This window comes from Arcicella sp. GW822-FHT02H01, from assembly GCF_058802005.1.
This window is the reverse complement of record NZ_JBXANT010000001.1, coordinates 1,914,134-1,934,673: the sequence shown is the minus strand read 5'-3', so window position 1 is coordinate 1,934,673 and position 20,540 is coordinate 1,914,134. Positions and strand designations below refer to the sequence as shown.

The window sequence follows — 20,540 nt, the reverse complement described above, 5'->3', positions numbered from 1 at the left end:
TAAAACTAATGTAATAATTCTTCTAAATGTGCAACCTTACCTATTTTTGAATTACACTCTTTATAATATTCATTTTCCCAGTCGCTTAAATTTTCGATGGTTTTGTCTCCAATATTCGTCAAAGCCTCATTCGTTAAAAATGCCTGATGACCTGTAACTAACACATTTTCTAATTGCATGAGTGCTAACAAAAGCTCGTCCTTTTTCTCGGTAGGTTCGTGATTTTTGAAAAAGATGCCTCGTTCACTTTCGTAAACATCCAGTCCTAAATACCCAATCTTTCCTGACTGTAAGGCTTCAAAAACAGCTTTAGTATTAACAATTCCTCCTCTGCTAGTATTAATCAACATCACTCCATCTTTCATTTTGGCAATACTCTCTTGGTTAATCAAGTATTTTGTAGCTGGCGTAAAAGGTACGTGTAAAGTAATGATGTCAGACTCAGCATAGAGTCTGTCTAACGAAACATACGTAAAATTAAATTCGGAAGACTTTTCAGGTTTTTCAACAACATCATAAACCAATACTTTGCAACCAAAGCCATGTAGAATCTTGGCGATAATCGAACCTATTTCACCTAAACCAATAATGCCTACAGTTTTTCCGTGCATATCGAAACCAATTAACGGAGCTAAATCAAATTGATACTGATGGGCATTGGCATTGGCTAAAATCAATTTTCTATTCAATGCCAGCATCATACCGATACTATGTTCTGCTATTGAATAAGGCGAATAGGCTGGAACATTACCTACTTTAATATCCATCTGTTTCGCTGTTACAAGGTCGATATGGTCTGTTCCCACTGACCGTGTAGCAATATATTTAACCCCACCTTCTCGAAGAAGCTCTAAGACTTCTGCCGAGGCATCATCGTTAGTGAACACTGAAATGGCCTCATAGCCAGCAGATAAAATGGCGGTTTCAGCTGCTAAACTCTGGGTACTCAAACTAATTTCGTGTTTGTCCTGATTGGCATTAATAAGGTATTGTTTCTCAAATTCTTTGACACTATAAAAAAAAGTCTTCATGGATTTAGGTTTAATTGAGTGATAATTTTGACTTTACTATCGCTTCATTTAACGTCTCATAAAACAGATAAATAATTACTGATTCTCTGTTTTTCTTGCATCAAAATTACCCCCTTGTTTATCCCTAAACTATGATATTTGTTAGTTGAATTATTGATTGAAGACAGTAAACTTAATTAATGAACTCCCATGCACTTTGGTAGGCATTTAGGCTTTCGGTATATTCTATAAAATCTGCATAGAAAGGAAACTGAGCCAACGTAGCACTATCGCCAATAATTACTAGTTTTTTCCTAGCACGAGTCATTGCTACGTTCATCCTACGAATGTCTGATAAAAAGCCAATAGCTCCTTCTGTGTTACTCCTTGTCATGCTGATATAGACAATGTCACGTTCCTGCCCTTGGAAACTATCAATCGTGTTTACAGATATTTTATCCGTAAATATTTGCAAAGCAGGCGTATGGAGTAATTGTTCATTTAATAACTTGATTTGCTGTTTATAGGGCGAAATAACTGCAACAGTCGGGAAATCTTCGGGTTTATATTCCAGTGCCAATTCATCACTAAAAAGGCTGAGGTGTTTCATCAACAACATTGCTTCTTCTGGATTAGTAGAACTAGTGCCTTCTATTTTTTCTTCAAAGCCACAGCCAGCAGTATCAATGAATAGTAATGGTGTATTATCACTTTTAAGGGTACGTTTAGCGACCGACGCATGAGCCCTTAGTTTGTCATGATAAAACACTTTAGAAGAATAGCCCATAATCTGCTCATTCATACGATATTGTTCGGCCAATAAAGTAACTGCTTCGGAATGTAGAGCAATACATTTTTCTAATAGGGTATTGTTCAGCCCATCTTTTGCCGCCTCACTTGATTTGATAGTAGGTGGTAACTGACAGTGGTCACCCGCTAATACTACTTTCTGTGCTTTTAGAATCGGAATCCAACAAGCAGGTTCAAGGGCCTGTCCAGCTTCGTCAATAATTACAGTATCGAATGTTAGATTTCTAACTGTGTAGTGAGTAGCCCCCACCAAAGTAGCCGTAATAATTTGTGCTTTGCCTACAATGTCATCAATGATGTACTGTTCGGTATTACCGACTTCCTTCATGATTTTATGGGCTTCATCAAAAAGTAGTTTGCGTTGGTCTCGTTCAGATTTGCCGAAACTACGCTTATACTTATGTGCCATATTTTTGTATTCCTGAGCCTGTTTTTTAAGTTTTTTAGCATCACGGAGCATCGTATGGTCAGCCATTTTACTATCAAGGGTAAGCGCCAATTGCTTTTCATTTACTTTGGCTGGATTACCAACACGCAATACATTTAGTCCTTCTTCATGCAATTTTTCGCTGAGTAAATCTACAGCGGTATTGCTTGGTGCCACTACCAGAATTTTTTGATTATCTCGTTGGATAAGGGCTTTAATCGCTTGAATCAGCGTAGTGGTTTTACCCGTACCCGGAGGGCCATGGATAACGGCTAGTTCGTTGGCAGCTAGTATTTTATTGACAGCCTCATTTTGCCAAGTATTTAAACTTGGAATAGTAACCGCTTTAATGTCTGTTTGAAAAGTAGGCGTTTTTTCGCCAATAAGTACTTTTACCAAATTGGTATTAGCTTGTTCGCTAAGGGCAGAGGCTTGTTTAAGAGCAGCCTGCATTTCATCGAAACTATTGTCATCAAACAAGACATCAATGCCCAGCTTACCATCTCGGCTCCAGTCGGGTAATTCGTCTGTTTTGAGGGTAATTTTTAAACGATTGCCATTTTGATGGGTAATTGTACCTTCTATTCTATCAGTTTGAGGGTCGTGGTTACTAAAAAGCACCGCAGGCATACCAAATCTGAATTGATGGGAAAGGTCATGATGGGTAGTACGTTCAATTTCAACCGTTAAATAATCTCCACGACCAATTTCAGAACCTCTTATGGCAATCGGATACCATGTAAGTCCGTTTGCTCTACGTTCGCTCACGGATGATTTTTCAGTAAGTTGGATATACTGATTTAGGCTTTCGTCGCGCTCAGTTTTTAGTAAGTTGAGTAGTTTTTTAAAATAATCCATATACAAAGGTAATGGATTATTGACTTTCATGAAGAAATCTGTTTAAATGAAGGCTATGCAAGCTTTTCTTGATAAAGCTTTCGGGTATAAAAATATGGGAGAGTCAATAAAGAAAGAAAATGATGACTTGCTCTCATCATGGCGGTGTTGACAGGTAGCTATAACGATATTTAAAAACAAATAGCGACTCTTTCACCTGAAAAAGTCGCTTTGATAGTCAATAAGATTTTATTTTAAACCAGTGCTAATACAGGAATATCTGAATGATTAACAACATCTTCAGTGATACTACCAGCAAATAACAAGCTCAAGCCTTTTCTGCCATTAGTTGTTAATACAACCATGTCAGTTTTCATATCTTTAGCACAAGCTACAATTCCTTTGGCAATATTATAATAGTTGTAAATCAAGAAATCGATTTCTTTAATACCTAACTCTTCACCAAGTTTAAACATCTTTTGGGTAGTAGTATGACTATCTTCAAAACCATCTGGTGTGTTAATGAATACAAAGGTCAATTTAGCTTTGGTAGCTTGTAGTTTATGAATAAAACTGGCTGTAATTTTAGTGTCAAAATCTACCGCAACCATAATGCGTTTCATCTTGAATTTTTTCTCAGTTTGTTTTACAATTAATACTGGGCAATGTGAGTTTCTGATAACTGATTCAGCATTTGAATGACTTAATAAATCTTTCCAGCCATCAGCGCCAGTAGAACCCATCACAATTAAATCTACATCCGATTGTTGAGTAATGGCATCTTCAATGGGTAAGTAACTATCTGCTAAAATAGGAGTAATGGTTACACCATCGTAAATAGGTGCGTCTGCAATTTCGTGTAATTTCTTAGTTGCATCTTCTACCTCATATTTATATAAATCCAAATCTAAATTTGGCATCATTGTTACTGGAAATGGATCAGCACTTACCATATAATGTAAAGGCTGAACATGGAAAAGTAAAATTTCCGCTTTTGATTGTTGTGCAATCTCAACCGCTGCATCTAATGCAAGTAAAGAAAGGTTTGAAAAGTCGGTTGGAACAAGTATTTTTTTCATGACTGTATTTGTTTAAATCAGGCTTGATTTAGCGAAGCCGTACATAATATTAACGAGCACGAAAGCAGATAAGTATGAATATTTTTTGTTAATTATTTATTTTTCCGTGACAATCTGAAATTTTTTGGCTAAGGGGTACTTTTTCAAATTTTGGGCTAATATAAGGGATTCCTAGATTCAATCCTCGAACTATAAAAAAAGACGCTAATACAAAAGAATATACGGGTAAATACTTATTGATTTTTTGTCGGGTAGTTAAACTTAAAAACTTAGGTAAAATACTAACAGAAAACATTAATGGAGAAGTTCCCAAACCAAAAAATGTCATAAACATAGCTCCTTCAATGGGCGATGTGGTAACTGTAGCGCCAGCCAATGCTAGGTATACAGTACCACACGGCAAAAGTCCATTTAGCATTCCTAGCAATGCGAAATTAATTAGTGAATGGGTATTTATTAACGAACCGAAACTTCTTTTTATCAAAGAAGGTAACTTTTGAAAAGGATAGAACGAAATTAATTTGTTGGGAATCATAAAAATGAGCATCAACAAACCAATTGAAATTGATAACTGTTGCTGAAAACCTGCTACAAAAATTTGTCCTCCGAAGTATCCAAAAATATAGCCTAGTAGCCCATAAGTAAGCGTTCTCCCGAGGTTGTAGAATATGCGTGAAAGGGTAGCTTGAATGTAAGAAAGCTTTCCGACGGGTAAGGCTAGGGCAATAGGACCGCACATACCAACACAATGAAAACTGCCAGCCAGACCCGTCATAAAAGCTATGGAAAAAAGAACATTCATTTTATCAATTCAAACTTGGACGGATTGTAAAGCCGTATCTATAAAATGGTTAAAGCATAATCTTTATTTGTACTCAACGAACAACAAATTCATCTTCCAGATAATATTCTCTGATTCCATCTGTCCATGTAGCCTGTACTTTCCATTTACCTTTTTCTAATTTTTCGGTTGAATAATTGAAAACGGGTTCTTTTTTAACAGGTACAGTAAAGTCTAAACGTTTGTCAGAAGGTCTGAAGAAAGTAATAACGCCATTATTTACCTTTGTTGGAAAGCCAATTCTTAACGTTTGATTATCGGATGAATAAGTCATGATATTGCCAGCATTGAAATTGGATGAATTCTTTCTTTTATTAATTTGATCTTGATAATTTATTTCGTTTTTGTAGTAATCTTTATTTACTAAATCTACCTTGGCAGTAGCCATTTTATAAGCCATTGTACCAATAAAGCTGGCAAAAAGTATAAAACATAAAATGATTGATTTACCCCAGTTCATATTTGTTATTATTATGATTCAAAGCTATGGGATTAAACAATAAAAAAATATGAGTTTTGTTAGTCTTTTGTATGAAAAGAGTTATTTTTTGGGATTTTGAGACTTTGGGATGGAAGACTTTATGACACAAGATGCTAGATTTTAGACTATGGATTTTAGAACTTGAAGATATTAGATGCTAGACTTGGGATTATAAGACTTTGTGTCTTTTTTAGCATTGAGCATTTTAAGAATGTTATCTCATAAACTGTGTAATTCATCAAGTACTTGAGGTATAGCGCAAGTGCTTGATGAATTTTTAAAACAAACTTTAATAATAAATAATAACTGACAGATGCTTTTTAGTTCATCTTTAACAAGCAAGGAAAATCGTCTCCAACCAGCTATTATGGCTGTCTTAAACAGATAATCTTTAAGTATTAAATCATTTTCTTTAACCACTGAAAATAAAACGTACTTCCTTCGCCAGGAATAGAGTCAACAGTTATCTTACCACCTTGCTCTTCTACGTGCATTTTCATAATGTTTAGACCAACACCCGTACTAGAGTCGCGTGATGAAATTTGATTGCCCGTTGCAAATAAATTAAATATCTTTTCTCGGTCTGATTTAGGAATACCCGCGCCATTATCCTTCACATAAAAATTATAAAAGTCTCCGTCGTCTATGTGTCCTACAGCAATCTTTCCAACAGGTTTATCAATATATTTAATTGAGTTGGTCAACAAATTTTGAAACACCTGCTGAAGCTTTAGTTTTTTAGTCTGGATAATCGGTAGACGATTGTCAAAATCAATACTGATATGATTTGGTGGGAAAAGCAGTTTTGACATTTCTTCTACCAGTTCATGTACATCAAATTGTTCAATACTTTGGTCATTGTTATTCTGGCGACTATAATCTAATATAGAACCAATCATTTTTATGAGGTGGTTAGAGGCTTCCAACATCAACTTCATGTAATCAAACAACTCTTCAGACGAAGTAATCCGTTCGTCATCTTTCATCAGTTCCAGCAAGCCTACAACCCCTGCAAGTGGAGATTTAAGGTCATGTGCTACTACAAACATAAAACGCTCTAACTGCTTATTAATCTTATCCTTCAGTTCTATGGTGTCTTTTAACTCACGCTGATAATAATACAGGTCTTGAAATACTTTAACCTTTGATTGTGTCACTGCAATATTCAGCGGTTTTTGCAAATAATCGACTGCACCTTGGGCATAACCTTTAAGTACATGCTGTAGCTCGGTGCTGATGGCGGTAACAAAAATAATCGATATGTCACGTGTACGTGGGTTTGATTTTAAGATAGTAGCTACTTCAAACCCGTCTATATCTGGCATTTGTACATCCAGCATGATTAAGCCGATATCTTCGGTTTTAAGAGCAATCTTTAAAGCCTCATTACCTGAACGAGCTTTCAGAAAGTGTCGGCCTGGCGCTTCCAATATCTCTTGTAATGAAATCAGATTCTCTTCGCGATCATCTACTAGTAAAATTTTAAAAGGTTGCTTTTCGTGATCAAGCATTATTGTATGGTCAATCATTGTTGTAAAGTGTTAGATAGTAAAATGGGTGTTTTACGACGGAAAATTTTTTGCTGTGGGCTTACTGCTTCAAATTTCTTTTGAAAACCAGAAGCCGTCAACGACTCTCTATTACCAAGCGTTAGGAAGCCATTTTCTGTAAGGCTTCTATCAAACAGGCCGATGACCCTATTTTGGAGTGAACTTTTAAAATAAATCAACACATTTCGACAGCAGATTAATTGAAATTCATTAAAAACTTCGTCAGTGGCGAGATTATGCTGTGTGAAATAAATTTGCTTACGTAATTCGCGGTCAATGATAGCACCACCATATCCAGCTGTGTAATAACTTGAAAAATCACACTTTCCGCCAGCAAGCAGGTAGTTGGTGGTATATTTCTGCATATTTTTAAGCGGGATAACGCCTGTGCTGGCCTTTTCTAAGTTGGCTCTGTTCACGTCAGTGGCATATATTTTCGCCCGTGAAAGAATACCTGCTTCGTGCAATAGAATGGCCATTGAAAATGCCTCCTCACCAGTAGCACAGCCCGCATGCCATATCCGTATTACTGGAAGTTTAGCCAATTCGGGTATTACTATTTCCGCAATATTTTTATAAAAATCAGGGTCACGGAACATCTCTGTGACGTTAACCGTTAAGGATTCCAACAAGTCATTAAAAAATGCAGCACTGTTGGTCACCTGATATTTCAAATCAAAAAAGGAAAGTGTGGTTAATTGCATAAAACGTTCAAACCTTCTCTGAAGTGATGCTTCGGCATATCCACTCAGGTCGTAGCCATATTTAAAACGGACCAGTGCAATTAACTCTTGCATTTCCGTTGATGTCAGCTGATTATTCACACGTTATAAGCAAGCCATACCTTCAGTAAGGACAGCAATTTATTATTATCTACAGGTTTGGTAATATAATCTGATGCACCCGCCGCTAGGCATTTTTCACGATCACCCAGCATGGCCTTTGCCGTTAGGGCGATTAGCGGTAATCGTGCATATTTATTATTCTTACGAATGAGGCTCATAGCCTCGTAGCCACTCATTTCGGGCATCATAATGTCCATCAAAACCAAGTCTATCTCTGGATGTTGCTGGAGCATTTCTATCGCCTCTCTGCCATGCTCGGCTGTCAACACTTTCATTTCGTGTGCTTCCAGTAAGGCCGATAGTGCAAAAATGTTACGCATATCATCGTCTGCAATTAATATAGTTTTGTCTTTTAAGATATTTCCAAATGCAGTATCTGTCTGATTATAGGATGTCAATGATGGATTTTCACTAACTTTTTTTAGAAACAGTTCGATTTCGTCCAAAAGACGCTTGTTTGCTTGAGTCGATGCTCCAATTACGGTATCTGAGAAACTACTAAATTGTTTGATTTCCTCTTCTGAAAGCGACCGATTGACATAAGTAATCACATATAAACCATCAGGAGCCGTATCACGAATTTCTTTTAACACAACAGCCTCCTCCGCTGCTTGTCCACTACAATCGGCAATCAAGCAGTCGGCCTTACCCGCTTTTACCAATTCCAGTGCATGTTCTCGGTTTTCGGTAAGTTCATATACCAAGCCTGTCAGCACTTTTGTGGCTGCCGTTGCAAACAATTCTTTTAAAGGTGATTGCGGATTGCACAAAACGAGTGCCTTACGATAATGCTGACTAATATAGGTTTCAATACTTTCAAAAGTATGTTCAAGGTCAAGTTGATTAATGGGCTTTTGCACATAACTGGCCACATCTCTTGCGACGATATCTGAACCATCGTAAGCAGAGATAACATGCACGGGAATATGACGAAGATTGTGGTCTGATTTGATAATTTTTAGTATATGCTGTCCACTAAATACTGGCAAAGCCAAGTCGAGTATAATCGCTGACGGACGATATTGGCGTGCATATTGTAGCCCTTCGTCTCCGCTCAGGGCGATAATGGTTTTAAATCCCTTTTGAGTAGCAAAATCGTTAACTGTGCGGGCAAAGTTTACATCATCTTCAATAATCAGTACTGCACGCTCCTGAGGGATAAGCCCTTGTCGGTCGTCTTTTACTTGTGTTTGTACTTGGATGTCTTTTGGTACCGCTATACTATCTTCTAAAATGTTTGTCTTAGTGGCATACTGTATTGCGCTGTGTTGTAATGGCAGGGAGACTGTAAATATACTACCTTTGCCCTCAGTACTTTGCAACCTAATGTTTCCACCTAGTCTGCTTACCAACTCTTTGCTGATAGACAGCCCCAAGCCCGTACCGCCATATCGCCGAGTAGTTGCACCGTCAGCTTGCTGAAAAGCGTTAAAAATAAGTTCCTGCTTATCCTGTGGTATACCGACGCCCGTATCGCTTACACTAATGGCTATGCCTCCTCCATCTGTGGTAGCAAAATCAAGCATAACGCTGCCCTTGTTGGGTGTAAATTTGAATGCATTCGATAACAGGTTCTTTAATACTTGCCCTAACCGCTGTCGGTCAGTAACAATATTATCATGCATCAATCTATCAAAGGTGACATTAAACACGATGTGTTTATTCGTTGCCACTGCTTTAAACATATTCTGCATATCATCCGCCAAATGACGTATAGGCACTTGTTCAAAATGGAAATCGGCTTTGCCAGCCTCAATTTTAGAAAGGTCAAGAATATCGTTAATTAGGTTCAGCAAATCAGTACCTGAATTATATACAATCCCTAGGTTTTCCAATTGCTTAGGCGATAAGTTTTTTTGCTTATCTTCCTTCATAAGAGAAGTAAGAATCAGAATACTGTTTAAAGGGGTGCGTAATTCATGCGACATATTTGCCAGAAACTCTGACTTATATTTACCAGCTTGTTCAAGAGCTTCAGCTTTTTGTTGCATTTCCGAACGAGCTATTTCCAGTGATTCTGTTTTTTCTTCCAGCTCTAAGTTCATTTTGATGAGTTCCTCTTCCTGAACTTTCAAATCCTCTTCCGAAGCCCGAAGCTCTTCGGCTTGCATAGACAGTTCATTGTTGGTTTGTCGCAATTCTTCCTGTTGTACTTCAAGCACATCACGCTGTTCTTGCGTCAAACTTAGCAATCTTGCAGCGGAAAGACCAAGGGCTATATTTGCAGACATTTCTCTAAGTAATTCTTCTGCACCAGACGCATCTTTGCCAAAACATCCTAATTCGATGACGCCGATTAGCTCGCTTCCTTTCCAAAGAGGGAGTATAATCAGAGTATCTGGTCGGGCTGTACCACTACCCGAATTAATCCGCCAATAATCAGTTGGAATATCATGAATTACCGTGACTGTTTTTCTGTTTGCTGCAGCACCAGTTATTCCTTCACCAAGCTTGATACGCTCGTTCATTCCTGTTGCAAGGGCTATAGAGCCAGCCCGTACCAACAGATGTTGGTCGCTTTCAAATAAATAACATACTGCACAAGGCGCTTTCAGGTAATTAGTAATGGTTTCCAGACAATTATTTACCAGTTCGCTCACGTTGTCATTGCCCATTAAACTATTATTTACCTCACGAAGCCCATTAAGCAACAAATTAGCTGTGTTGGTAACTTTGTTAATATGGTTTAGCTCATCGTATTTCTCGTTGAGCATCAACTCTGCTTTAATGCGACTTTTATGTTCGATGATGACCAAGCGAATGAGCCCTACCATTGCAATTAAAACAAGGATAGTTTCGATACCCACGACAAGCGCACCATTGGCCGAGGCGGCAGCACTTTTGTTTTTTAGTAAAATGTAAGCGGTAGCACCGGCGACAATTACCAGTAGAATAGCTAGGCTAAACCATAGGAGAAAGCGTCTGTTCATCATAAAGCGACTATTTCAAAAACGATAAATTGTTAATAAGGAATTCGAAGGCTGTAAGCTATTCGAAACAGTCACAATATGTCATATTGAGATAGCCAGCTTGAACTCAGACAAGGCATATCTTAAATTGCATATCATACTATACATACGAAATGGAGCCGCTGTCGGTTTTAAAATAAGGAAAAAAAGTTGATTAAAATTAGGCAAGGATGCACTAATTTACACTATGAAAGTAGGAATTTTCAATTGAATAGATATGTATAAAGGGCTTAAATATTATTTTTTTATAAAAGTTATATTTATTAAATAAATATTAATATTTTTTACCATATGGTAATTTGTAGTGTTAATGAGAATGCTATTATTATAATTAATAGATTTTATTAAAAGTATATGAAAATATCAATGTTAAAGTGAAAAAAAAGCTTAAAGTCTAAGGTTCAAAGTCTAGCGTCTAATATCTTCCAGTTCTAAAGTCCATAATCTTAAAATCTATCATATTCAAGTCCTCCAGTCCTAAAGTCTTCTAATCTAAAGTCTAGCTTCTTCAAATCCTAAAGTCCCTAATCCTCCAGTCCCCTAAAGAATCGGGCCGAGGAATTTTGTTTTTACATGATCAATTACTCTGCCCTCTGAAATTATTTCAATATCCAATTTCACACTTCCATCGGTGAGTGATTTGTTTGGAATCTCAATGAAAAATGATGATTCGGCTAATTCCCCTGGCTGAACTACCAAAGCCTTGCCAATCATTTTAATCTGTGCATTTTGTTGGTTTATCTTAAACTGTACAGGCATAGCTTTATAACTTTTATTCAATACTTGTACATTATAAAGGTTTGAAACCGTTCCATTTTTATTTTCCTGATAAGTAAGCCCTTGAGCCCTCAGAATAGTGGTTTCAATAATATTTCTGGTCATTAATAAATAACCCAGGATGCTTAACAAAGCCACCAATATAAAAGAGTAAGAAGCAATTCTGGTATTAAATGTTAGTTTGGTCTTTTGCTCGATACCTTCCTGAGAAGCATAGCGAATCAATCCGCGCGGTTCGCTGATTTTATCCATTACCTCATCGCAAGCATCGATACAAGCCGTACAGCCGATGCATTCTAATTGCGTACCATTGCGGATGTCGATACCTGTTGGACAAACTTGCACGCATATTTTACAGTCGATACAAGAACCATGTGCTATAGGAGCTACCTTCTTTTCTTCAGCAGTTTGTTTTTTCCCTCGAGGCTCACCTCTAAGGAAATCATAAACCACAACGATGGATTTTTTATCCAACATTACCCCCTGTAAGCGTCCATACGGGCAAACTACAATACAAACCAATTCGCGAAAACGCGCGAACACAAAATAAAAAACAGCCGTAAAAATAATGATGGCAAAAAGCCCTGCGAGGTGGTCGAGTGGATTATCTAGCATGATTGCTAATAATGCTCTTTTACCAATAATATAAGCCAAAAAAGTATTGGCAATCAAGAAAGAAAGCAATACAAAAATACCATGTTTAAGGGTCTTTTTCCAGATTTTTTCAGTTGTCCAAGTTTCGGCATCCAATCTTCTTTGGGCATTATGGTCGCCTTCAATCAATACCTCTACTTTTCTGAAAAGCATTTCCATAAAAATAGTTTGCGGACAAGCCCACCCACACCAAATTCTACCAAAAATAACTGTAAAGAGAATGACGAAAACAATAAAAGTAAGTAAACCAATGGCTACTAAATGGAAATCTTGTGGAAAAAAAGTTACTCCCCAAAAGATGAATTTTCTTTCAATAACATTAAACATAAACACAGGGTGACCATCAACTTCAATAAGAGGAAGACCGAAAAGTAGTCCTAATAATAACCATGAAAAGTAGGTTCGAAGTTTATAAAAATTTCCGATGACAATACGAGGATAAATCCAGATACGCTTACCAGTTTCTGTAACATTCGAGAGGTGGTCGCGGTAATTGCTTGTATCAATTTTTGCCTGTTTCATAAGTTTTGCAAATAATCATCGTAAGTGACTGTAATAATTAGTTTATGTTATTTTACTCATCGAAATGTGAGTGTTTTCTAATCACCAATAACTAATTTCTAATCACTTCTTATTACGATTTTATCTGTTTAATGTTAGAAAGCAAATCCCCTAAGTGTGTTTTACGCTTAGGGGATTGTATCAATTTTACTTTAATGAACACTTGTGGTTTTGTTAGCTGTTGAATCTGCCGAAGCTTCAGAGGCGTCGTATTTTTCTCCCTGAGGTTCTTTCGGATTCGGCGGGTTAGTGCCCTTCAATGAAACGATATAACTAAGCACCTCCTGTACCTGAATAGGATTCAATGACTTTTTCCATGAAATCATCCCTTTTTCGGGTACACCTTCGGTAATGGTATGGAATATATTTTTTGCAGAGCCACCATGTAGCCAAAATTCGTCAGTAAGGTTTGGTCCAACTTTCCCTTCCGCTTTTTCTCCGTGACAAGCCACACAGTTTTGTGTATAAATTTTAGCTCCACTTTCTAACGATTTAGGGTCTCCCAACACTTTTACATTGTCTTCGTTAACAGCATTGGCAAATTTCTTCATGTACTCCTCGCGGGCTTTTTCGGCAATGGTTACCTCCTCAGTATATTCTGTTACCATAATTTTACCATTACCAATGATATGAAAACCTACTAAATAGATAACTGCAAACACAATAGTAGCATAGAAAAGGTACATAAACCACGGAGGAGTAGGGTTGTCCAACTCGGCAATGTCATCATACTTATGTTCCATTTCCAAATCCTTTTCCATTGATAATGGCTTCAAACTGGCTAATTTTTGCCAGAAAGTACGATTTTGCATGGCTTGCTCATAAGCCTCATCAATTTGCTGTGTAGGCTTCAAATAAGCATTCACTTTTTGCTGTAATCCGTAGGCAAGGAAACAAATAATAATACAAACAATGATTAAAATGCCCAATAATGAGACCATGAGGAGGTCTTCACCAGTTTTGATACCACCGAAAAAGTACTCTTTTTGTGGAGCATCGGCTGCAAAGATTTGATGCGAGCCTAATAAAAATGAGAATATATATATCTTTTTCATCGCTTGTCTTAATTGTTTTCCTCTAGGGGTAAGTGGCTCATGTACTGAAGGTGTTTTTTATCAATAATGAACAGATAAACTCCGACCATTAAGAAAAACACAAAAAATATCAGAAGAGAAGTAATCATAGGAACATCAGCTCCTTGAACTTTATTTAGCAATTGTCTGAACATCTTCTTGGTTGTTTAAAAAAGGAACCTCACCCTCTGCTCCCTTCTCATTAAGAGAAGGGGAGACATACAGAAGGGCTATTGGTGTATGTTTTGATTATCAGCTATTTAAATAGTGGTGACAGGAAGGGAAATTTACTTTTCTCCTTTTTTAATATCAGTACCTATTCTTTGCAGATAAGCAATCAAGGCAATGATTTCTTTGTCTGGAGTAACTTTAATGCCCTCTTTGGCTAAGTTATCTGCAATACCTTTTGCTTGAATGTTAAGGTCTTCATCAGCATGCTGAATAGCGTATTCATCATAAGGCACGCCTAAAGTCTTCATGGCTTTTAGTTTGTCTTTTGTATTCGAACTATTCAACGTTTGCGTTAACAGCCAATCATAGTTAGGCATAATAGAGCCTGGCGACATAGAACTTGGTTCACGCATGTGGTGATAATGCCAAGAATCTGGATACTTTCCTCCCTCGCGATGTAAATCTGGTCCTGTTCTTTTTGAACCCCACAAGAATGGGTGGTCATACACAAATTCGCCTGCTTTAGAATATTCACCATATCTTTCAGTTTCTGAACGGAAAGGACGAATCATCTGACTATGACAAGAAACACAACCCTCACGAATGTATAAATCTCTACCTTGTAATTCTAAAGGCGTATAAGGCATTACCGAAGCGATGGTTGGCACATTAGATTTTACCATTAAAGTAGGCATCAATTCAATCAAAGACCCTATCGCTACTACTACTAAAGCTCCTACTAACAAAGGCATTGGTTTACGTTCGAGCCATCTATGCCAATAAGTATCAGTTCCTTGTGCCACAAATACTTTTTCTAGTGCAGGAGCCTGAGCAGCTTCGTTGGCTACTAATTTGCCTACAAGCATTGTTTTGAAGATATTGTAAGCACCAATCAACGCACCAGATAAGTAGAAAACACCCCCTAAAGCACGCATCATGTACATTGGTATAATTTGTAGGGTAGTTTCCAAGAAGTTGGCATATTTTAAATTACCTTCTGCTGTAAACTCTTTCCACATCATCCCTTGTGTAAAACCAGCGATATACATGGGCACAGCCCAGAACAAAATCCCTAAAGTACCTAACCAGAAGTGAGTGTTCATCAATTTTTTAGAGAACATCTGGTTTCCATAAATCTTAGGAATCATATAATACATGATGGCGAATGAAAGGAAGCCATTCCAACCCAACGCACCTACGTGTACGTGTGCAGGAATCCAGTCGGTATAGTGAGCAATAGCATTGATGTTTTTCAAAGAAAGCATCGGTCCTTCAAAAGTAGCCATACCGTAGGCTGTAATACCCACTACCATCATTTTTAATCGAGGGTCTTCTCGTACACTATCCCAAGCACCACGTAGCGTAAGCAAACCGTTAATCATACCACCCCAAGATGGAGCAATCAGCATGATAGAGAAAACAGTTCCTAATGATTGTGCCCAGTCGGGTAAGCTTGTATAAAGTAAGTGGTGTGGCCCAGCCCAGATATATAAGAAAATCAATGACCAAAAGTGGAGGATTGATAATTTATAAGAATAAACAGGGCGGTTAGCCATTTTAGGCAAGAAATAGTACATCAATCCTAAAAATGGCGTTGTCAGGAAGAATGCCACAGCATTGTGTCCGTACCACCATTGTACTAAGGCATCTTGTACACCTGCGTATATTGAGTAACTTTTTGTCCATGATATTGGAATAGCTAACGAGTTAACAATATGCAATAAGGCAATTGTAACGAAAGTAGCGATATAAAACCAGATGGCTACGTATAAGTGACGTTCGCGGCGTTTTAGAATAGTACCAAACATATTGATACCAAATACTACCCAAATCAAGGCAATGGCGATATCGATAGGCCATTCTAATTCTGCATATTCCTTAGAGGTACTCATCCCTAAAGGAAGCGTAATGGCAGCCGATAGAATGATTAATTGCCAACCCCAAAAGTGAATCTTCGACAGTAAGTCGCTATACAAACGGGCTTTACAAAGACGTTGTAAAGAATAATAAATTCCTGCAAAAATAGCATTTCCTACAAAGGCAAAGATTACAGCATTAGTGTGTAATGCACGAATACGGCCAAAAGTAAAGTATTGCGTAATGTTGGCAGAAGGCATAAAGAGTTGAGTGGCAATAAGTACTCCGACTAGCAAGCCCACTATGGCAAAAATAATAGAGGCAAGTGCAAAATTTCGGACGATTTTATTGTCGTACTCAAAATGTTCTACATTAGTATTGATCGCTGACATAATATTATTTATTTCTGGTTAATTAGCTCAAAGTCAATTTCTTTCAGGGCTTTGCATCGTTTACAGTCTTTGTCACAAGTACATTTTTTCTGTTCCTGACTGTTTTGATTTTGTGTGTTGTTTTTCATGGTGGGGAGGGTTTTTAGTCTTTGTCTTCAAATAAAATCCGCATAGCGGGTGTATGTAAATCATCATTTTGTCCTTTAGACATCGACCAGAAGAAAGCCCCAAGAAAACCTAGGGCCATCAATAAACTTATACCAATCATAAAGAAGATAACTTGCATTTTTTGAAGATTTTAGCATTATTTATGCCTCAAAATTCGCCTAAAAGACTTGCTTTGACCATGAGATAAGTCAGAGCCTATACAAGGATTTATCAGTAACTAAACTGATAAAAATCATAAGACTTGGTGAGGATTTAAAGCTACTTTTGAGCTAAGTAATCAATATAATTTAAACAAGGTTATTATTTATGGTAAACAAATGACAACTAGGAATTTGAAATGCCAATCACTGTTTACTAATCACCACTTATGAATACATTAATTAATAAATACAATGTGCCCGGCCCACGCTATACAAGCTATCCGACGGTACCTTTCTGGCAGGATGATAGTTTCGGAGAAAATGCGTGGTTGTCTTCGTTAAGTGATACTTTTGAAACTACCAATACAGCCACAGGTATTAGCCTATATATTCATCTTCCCTATTGTGAAAGTCTTTGTACTTTTTGTGGATGCAATAAGCGTATTACTAAAAATCATCAGGTAGAAAAACCTTATATAGAGGCGGTTTTGAAAGAATGGCAATTGTATTTAAATCATTTTTCTGAAAAACCGAACATCGCAGAAATTCATTTGGGAGGCGGTACGCCGAGTTTCTTTGCGCCAGAAATGTTGGATTTATTAATAAATGGTATTTTAAAACATGCCACTATTAATTCAGCTTATGAATTTAGTTTTGAAGGCCATCCTAATAATACGTCTCATGAACACCTAAAAACATTATATGATATAGGCTTTAAAAGAGTAAGCTTTGGAGTACAAGATTATGACCCTATCGTTCAAAAAGCTATTCATAGAATACAACCCTTTGAAAACGTAAGACAAGTAACGGAATGGAGTAGAGCCATCGGTTATGAGTCTATTAGCCACGATTTAGTATTTGGCTTACCCTTTCAGCAAGTATCCTCTATTGAGGACACTATTGCTAAAACGATTGAATTACAGCCTGATAGATTGGCTTTTTATTCTTATGCACATGTACCTTGGATTAAAGGAAGTGGCCAGCGAGGTTTTAAAGACGAAGATTTACCTTCGGCTGAACAAAAACGGAAGCTTTATGAAACAGGCAGAATGCTTTTTGAAGAAAACGGCTATGCTGAAATCGGGATGGATCATTTTGCGTTACCGCACGATGCTATGTATAAAGCCATGCAACAAGGTACCTTAAACAGAAACTTTATGGGTTATACCACTACCCAAACAAAGGTATTGTTGGGGCTAGGAGTATCCTCAATTAGTGATTCTTGGAGTGCTTTCTCACAAAATGTGAAGGATATTGATGAGTACCAAAACATGATAGCAAATAATGAACTGCCGATTTTGAAAGGACATATTCTGACGGAGGAGGATTTAACAGTTCGTCAACAGATACTTGATATTATGTGTCAGTTTGCTACCTCTTGGGATGATGTAGAATTTAGCTTTGAAGAAAAACAAACACTGTTTGAAAAGCTAGAAGGCTTTAAGCAGGACGAACTATTGACTTATGATGCCAATTCGTTAGAAGTAAACCCAGTAGGACGACCTTTTATTAGAAATATATGCATGGCTTTTGACAAAAGAATGTTACAAGCAAATACAGCAAAGAAATTGTTTTCGCAAACAGTTTAGGGCTTGTTTTATCCTAAAGTAAATCTACAAGGTAGATTTTGGGTTTTATTTGTTAGTAGTTGGTATGAAAATTTATTTATAAAATCATAATGCTTTTAATATGACTAAATTCGAATAAAAGGTTGATATTCATTAGTCTAATAAATCAAAAAATACAGCGTTTTGTATTAAACCAATTTACAAACCATGAAAAATATCCTAGTTGCAACCGATTTTTCGGAAAGCTCACACAAAACTTTACAATATGCTATCTTAATAGCAAAGCCTTATAAGGCCAAAATCTATTTATTACATACTTATTTACCTTATTATACAGAGCCTGGCATCTATGGTGATTCTTTATTGATGTTAGAATCTGTGAATGAGCAGTTTCAAAGTATGAATATACAGTTTGCTCCTTTCGTAAAAGAAATAAAAGAAGCGGGCTTAGCATATGAAACATTGTTGGAATTGAATGATGTTACATCTGGTGTTTTTGATACTATTGAAAAACATGAAATAGATTTATTAGTGATTGGTAGAACAGGTTCTGGTGGTTTTTTGAATAAGTTAATAGGCAGTAATGCTGCACATATCACAGCCAAATCTACTATTCCTGTGTTAGCAATTCCTCAACATGTAGAAAATGTAGCTATCAAACAAGTGTTATATGCTACCCAGTTAGAATTTGATGAAAGTGATATATTAGCACAATTGTTTGCTATCACGCACGGATTAAAGGCTAAAGTAAATCTTGTAAAAATAGAAGCTTCATTTGAACCCAATATTCAATCAGATGAACAATTTATCACTCAGATAAAGGGTACTTTTGTGAAAGAAAACTTTGAAATCAGTACTATCAAAGCTGACAATGTATCTGAGGGTATTTTAAAAGCAGCTAAAAAGCAAGGTGCAGATTTGATTGTACTGGCTTCTCATCATCGTAATTTCTTAAGTCAGATTGTAGATCCTAGTAAGTCTAAACAAGTAATTCTTAGTTCTCCATTACCTGTACTTACTTTTCAGTTGAAAGAAGAGTTATAAAGGTTATTTTTAGGCGGAGAGTTAAGCCCTACTGATTACCCACATCTTTTAAAAAGTTGAAATAGAAATGTTATTATTGATCAAATTAGCTTAAATGTACATAAATAGTCTTTAAAACCAAGCGTTGAAGCCCTCATCTCTAGCGAGGGACTTAAGTCCCTCGCTAGAGATAAGTATTTGATTATTAATAATTTATAAACTTATGGGTAATGAGTAGGACTTAAGCCACTGCCTAAAAATAAATCCTAATCCAAAAAGCCTTTAACATGGGCACGCATTTTATCCCCTTCACAAGAAGTAGCCATGTGTCCACAATTGCCCGTAAGCTCTACTATCGGGGCTTTTAATAATTTTCCAAAACGAATTGCCGCTTGTGGATTTACCATGTGGTCTTGAATAGCAACCACTATCATTACCTTTGCCTTTACTTTTGTGGCAATTTCTTCTGGCTTTTTTCCTTGAAAAATATCATGATTAATCATTGCCTTTAATTGTATCGCCCAGTCATAAGGGTTTAGTTTCAATGCATCCTCCTCAATCTTTTTGATATAATTAGCATAATCGTCCGACTGTGTATTTTCTTCTCTGGAACTAGGCGTCCATAAGTTTAACTGGTGTAAGGCATTGATAGTCTTCATCGTCTCATTGGAATATTGACCTCTCTCAATAATATTCAACTGTAGATTCCAATACAATTTGTCATAAGAACTTTGCTTTGGACTACCAATAATAGGTACAATTTTATCAACAAAATCAGGATAACTAACCATCCACTGGAAAGACTGCATTCCACCCATTGAAATACCTGTTACTGCATATAAATGATTGATTTTTAACGATTCTTTTACCAATTTATATTCAGTATTCACCATATCGCGAATACTGATTGTGGGAAAAAGTTTATCTTTTTGGGTAATACTATTAGAAGGAGAGGAGGAAACGCCATTGCCAAGAGCATCTACAACGATGACAAAGTATTTAGTGCTGTCGGCAATATCACTTGGGTTGGCGATAAAAGATTTTTGTTGACTCGTCCCAGTAAACCAAGTAGGGACTAATATCGCATTTGACTTGTGAGCATTCAGCTTTCCAAAGGTACGATAACCAATTTTACAGTCTTTTAGTGTTTGACCATTTTCTAAAATATAATCACCAATCTGATAAAACTTTTGTTGAGCAAAAGTCGATTTAACTAAGGATAATAATAGTACGATAATAAAAAGTTTTTTCATGCTAAATAAGGTTTTGTTTTAATATTTGGTAAATATACAAACTTCATAAAAACG

At 36.8% G+C, this 20,540-nt stretch carries 15 protein-coding genes; 2 read left to right on the top strand and 13 right to left on the bottom strand.

Annotated features, from left to right (window positions below; genetic code table 11):
• Nucleotides 1-5: 5 nt before the first annotated feature.
• The 12 genes from AC1RNE_RS08180 to ccoS all read right to left on the bottom strand — a co-directional run bounded on the left by AC1RNE_RS08180 (nt 6) and on the right by ccoS (nt 16,620).
• Nucleotides 6-1,031, bottom strand: coding sequence for a 2-hydroxyacid dehydrogenase (locus tag AC1RNE_RS08180; RefSeq protein ID WP_492800530.1), 1,026 nt, complete (start codon nt 1,029-1,031; stop codon nt 6-8).
• A 172-nt stretch (nt 1,032-1,203) separates the two neighbouring features.
• Nucleotides 1,204-3,105 (bottom strand): AAA domain-containing protein, encoded by a 1,902-nt coding sequence (locus tag AC1RNE_RS08175; RefSeq protein ID WP_492803617.1) that lies wholly within the window; start codon nt 3,103-3,105, stop codon nt 1,204-1,206.
• A 233-nt stretch (nt 3,106-3,338) separates the two neighbouring features.
• Nucleotides 3,339-4,163, bottom strand: coding sequence for a universal stress protein (locus tag AC1RNE_RS08170; protein ID WP_492800529.1), 825 nt, complete (start codon nt 4,161-4,163; stop codon nt 3,339-3,341).
• An 88-nt stretch (nt 4,164-4,251) separates the two neighbouring features.
• On the bottom strand, nt 4,252-4,965 hold the full coding sequence (locus AC1RNE_RS08165; protein WP_492800528.1) for a sulfite exporter TauE/SafE family protein: 714 nt from the start codon (nt 4,963-4,965) through the stop codon (nt 4,252-4,254).
• 73 nt (nt 4,966-5,038) lie between these two features.
• Nucleotides 5,039-5,464, bottom strand: coding sequence for a FixH family protein (locus AC1RNE_RS08160; RefSeq protein WP_492800527.1), 426 nt, complete (start codon nt 5,462-5,464; stop codon nt 5,039-5,041).
• A gap of 419 nt (nt 5,465-5,883) precedes the next feature.
• On the bottom strand, nt 5,884-6,996 hold the full coding sequence (locus tag AC1RNE_RS08155) for a sensor histidine kinase (protein WP_492803615.1): 1,113 nt from the start codon (nt 6,994-6,996) through the stop codon (nt 5,884-5,886).
• 14 nt (nt 6,997-7,010) lie between these two features.
• Entirely contained in the window at nt 7,011-7,832 is an 822-nt protein-coding gene (locus AC1RNE_RS08150) for a CheR family methyltransferase (RefSeq protein ID WP_492800526.1), read from the bottom strand.
• Between the two features lie 23 nt (nt 7,833-7,855).
• The gene (locus tag AC1RNE_RS08145; RefSeq protein ID WP_492800525.1) at nt 7,856-10,654 is read right to left on the bottom strand and encodes a GAF domain-containing hybrid sensor histidine kinase/response regulator; all 2,799 of its coding nucleotides are present in this window, start codon (nt 10,652-10,654) and stop codon (nt 7,856-7,858) included.
• A 735-nt stretch (nt 10,655-11,389) separates the two neighbouring features.
• Nucleotides 11,390-12,802, bottom strand: coding sequence for a cytochrome c oxidase accessory protein CcoG (gene ccoG / locus AC1RNE_RS08140; RefSeq protein ID WP_492800524.1), 1,413 nt, complete (start codon nt 12,800-12,802; stop codon nt 11,390-11,392).
• 191 nt (nt 12,803-12,993) lie between these two features.
• Nucleotides 12,994-13,896: a cbb3-type cytochrome c oxidase N-terminal domain-containing protein gene (locus tag AC1RNE_RS08135; RefSeq protein WP_492800523.1), complete on the bottom strand. Its 903-nt coding sequence runs from the start codon at nt 13,894-13,896 to the stop codon at nt 12,994-12,996.
• 305 nt (nt 13,897-14,201) lie between these two features.
• On the bottom strand, nt 14,202-16,334 hold the full coding sequence (ccoN, locus tag AC1RNE_RS08130) for a cytochrome-c oxidase, cbb3-type subunit I (RefSeq protein WP_492800522.1): 2,133 nt from the start codon (nt 16,332-16,334) through the stop codon (nt 14,202-14,204).
• Between the two features lie 142 nt (nt 16,335-16,476).
• On the bottom strand, nt 16,477-16,620 hold the full coding sequence (ccoS, locus tag AC1RNE_RS08125) for a cbb3-type cytochrome oxidase assembly protein CcoS (RefSeq protein WP_309913645.1): 144 nt from the start codon (nt 16,618-16,620) through the stop codon (nt 16,477-16,479).
• Between the two features lie 249 nt (nt 16,621-16,869).
• Here ccoS and hemN point away from each other — a divergent pair, with 249 nt between their 5' ends.
• A complete protein-coding gene (gene hemN, locus AC1RNE_RS08120) occupies nt 16,870-18,231 on the top strand; it encodes an oxygen-independent coproporphyrinogen III oxidase (RefSeq protein WP_492800521.1) in 1,362 nt (453 codons plus the stop codon).
• Between the two features lie 186 nt (nt 18,232-18,417).
• Complete coding sequence (locus AC1RNE_RS08115) at nt 18,418-19,254, top strand: universal stress protein (protein ID WP_492800519.1); 837 nt, start codon at nt 18,418-18,420, stop codon at nt 19,252-19,254.
• Between the two features lie 245 nt (nt 19,255-19,499).
• On the opposite strand, the gene AC1RNE_RS08110 is transcribed toward AC1RNE_RS08115, so the two are convergent.
• Nucleotides 19,500-20,486 carry an alpha/beta fold hydrolase gene (locus tag AC1RNE_RS08110; RefSeq protein WP_492800518.1) on the bottom strand — a complete coding sequence of 329 codons (987 nt, stop codon included), beginning with the start codon at nt 20,484-20,486 and terminating at the stop codon, nt 19,500-19,502.
• Nucleotides 20,487-20,540 lie beyond the last annotated feature (54 nt).

What these genes read in the sequence shown, in the direction of transcription:
- AC1RNE_RS08145 (WP_492800525.1), bottom strand. Translation starts at nt 10,654, where the DNA reads ATGGTAGGGCTCATTCGCTTGGTCATCATCGAACATAAAAGTCGCATT.
- AC1RNE_RS08165 (WP_492800528.1), bottom strand. Translation starts at nt 4,965, where the DNA reads ATGAATGTTCTTTTTTCCATAGCTTTTATGACGGGTCTGGCTGGCAGT.
- AC1RNE_RS08180 (WP_492800530.1), bottom strand. Translation starts at nt 1,031, where the DNA reads ATGAAGACTTTTTTTTATAGTGTCAAAGAATTTGAGAAACAATACCTT.
- AC1RNE_RS08135 (WP_492800523.1), bottom strand. Translation starts at nt 13,896, where the DNA reads ATGAAAAAGATATATATATTCTCATTTTTATTAGGCTCGCATCAAATC.
- AC1RNE_RS08115 (WP_492800519.1), top strand. Translation starts at nt 18,418, where the DNA reads ATGAAAAATATCCTAGTTGCAACCGATTTTTCGGAAAGCTCACACAAA.
- AC1RNE_RS08175 (WP_492803617.1), bottom strand. Translation starts at nt 3,105, where the DNA reads ATGGATTATTTTAAAAAACTACTCAACTTACTAAAAACTGAGCGCGAC.
- AC1RNE_RS08155 (WP_492803615.1), bottom strand. Translation starts at nt 6,996, where the DNA reads ATGCTTGATCACGAAAAGCAACCTTTTAAAATTTTACTAGTAGATGAT.
- ccoN (WP_492800522.1), bottom strand. Translation starts at nt 16,334, where the DNA reads ATGTCAGCGATCAATACTAATGTAGAACATTTTGAGTACGACAATAAA.
- AC1RNE_RS08160 (WP_492800527.1), bottom strand. Translation starts at nt 5,464, where the DNA reads ATGAACTGGGGTAAATCAATCATTTTATGTTTTATACTTTTTGCCAGC.
- hemN (WP_492800521.1), top strand. Translation starts at nt 16,870, where the DNA reads ATGAATACATTAATTAATAAATACAATGTGCCCGGCCCACGCTATACA.
- ccoG (WP_492800524.1), bottom strand. Translation starts at nt 12,802, where the DNA reads ATGAAACAGGCAAAAATTGATACAAGCAATTACCGCGACCACCTCTCG.
- AC1RNE_RS08170 (WP_492800529.1), bottom strand. Translation starts at nt 4,163, where the DNA reads ATGAAAAAAATACTTGTTCCAACCGACTTTTCAAACCTTTCTTTACTT.
- AC1RNE_RS08150 (WP_492800526.1), bottom strand. Translation starts at nt 7,832, where the DNA reads ATGCAAGAGTTAATTGCACTGGTCCGTTTTAAATATGGCTACGACCTG.
- AC1RNE_RS08110 (WP_492800518.1), bottom strand. Translation starts at nt 20,486, where the DNA reads ATGAAAAAACTTTTTATTATCGTACTATTATTATCCTTAGTTAAATCG.
- ccoS (WP_309913645.1), bottom strand. Translation starts at nt 16,620, where the DNA reads ATGCAAGTTATCTTCTTTATGATTGGTATAAGTTTATTGATGGCCCTA.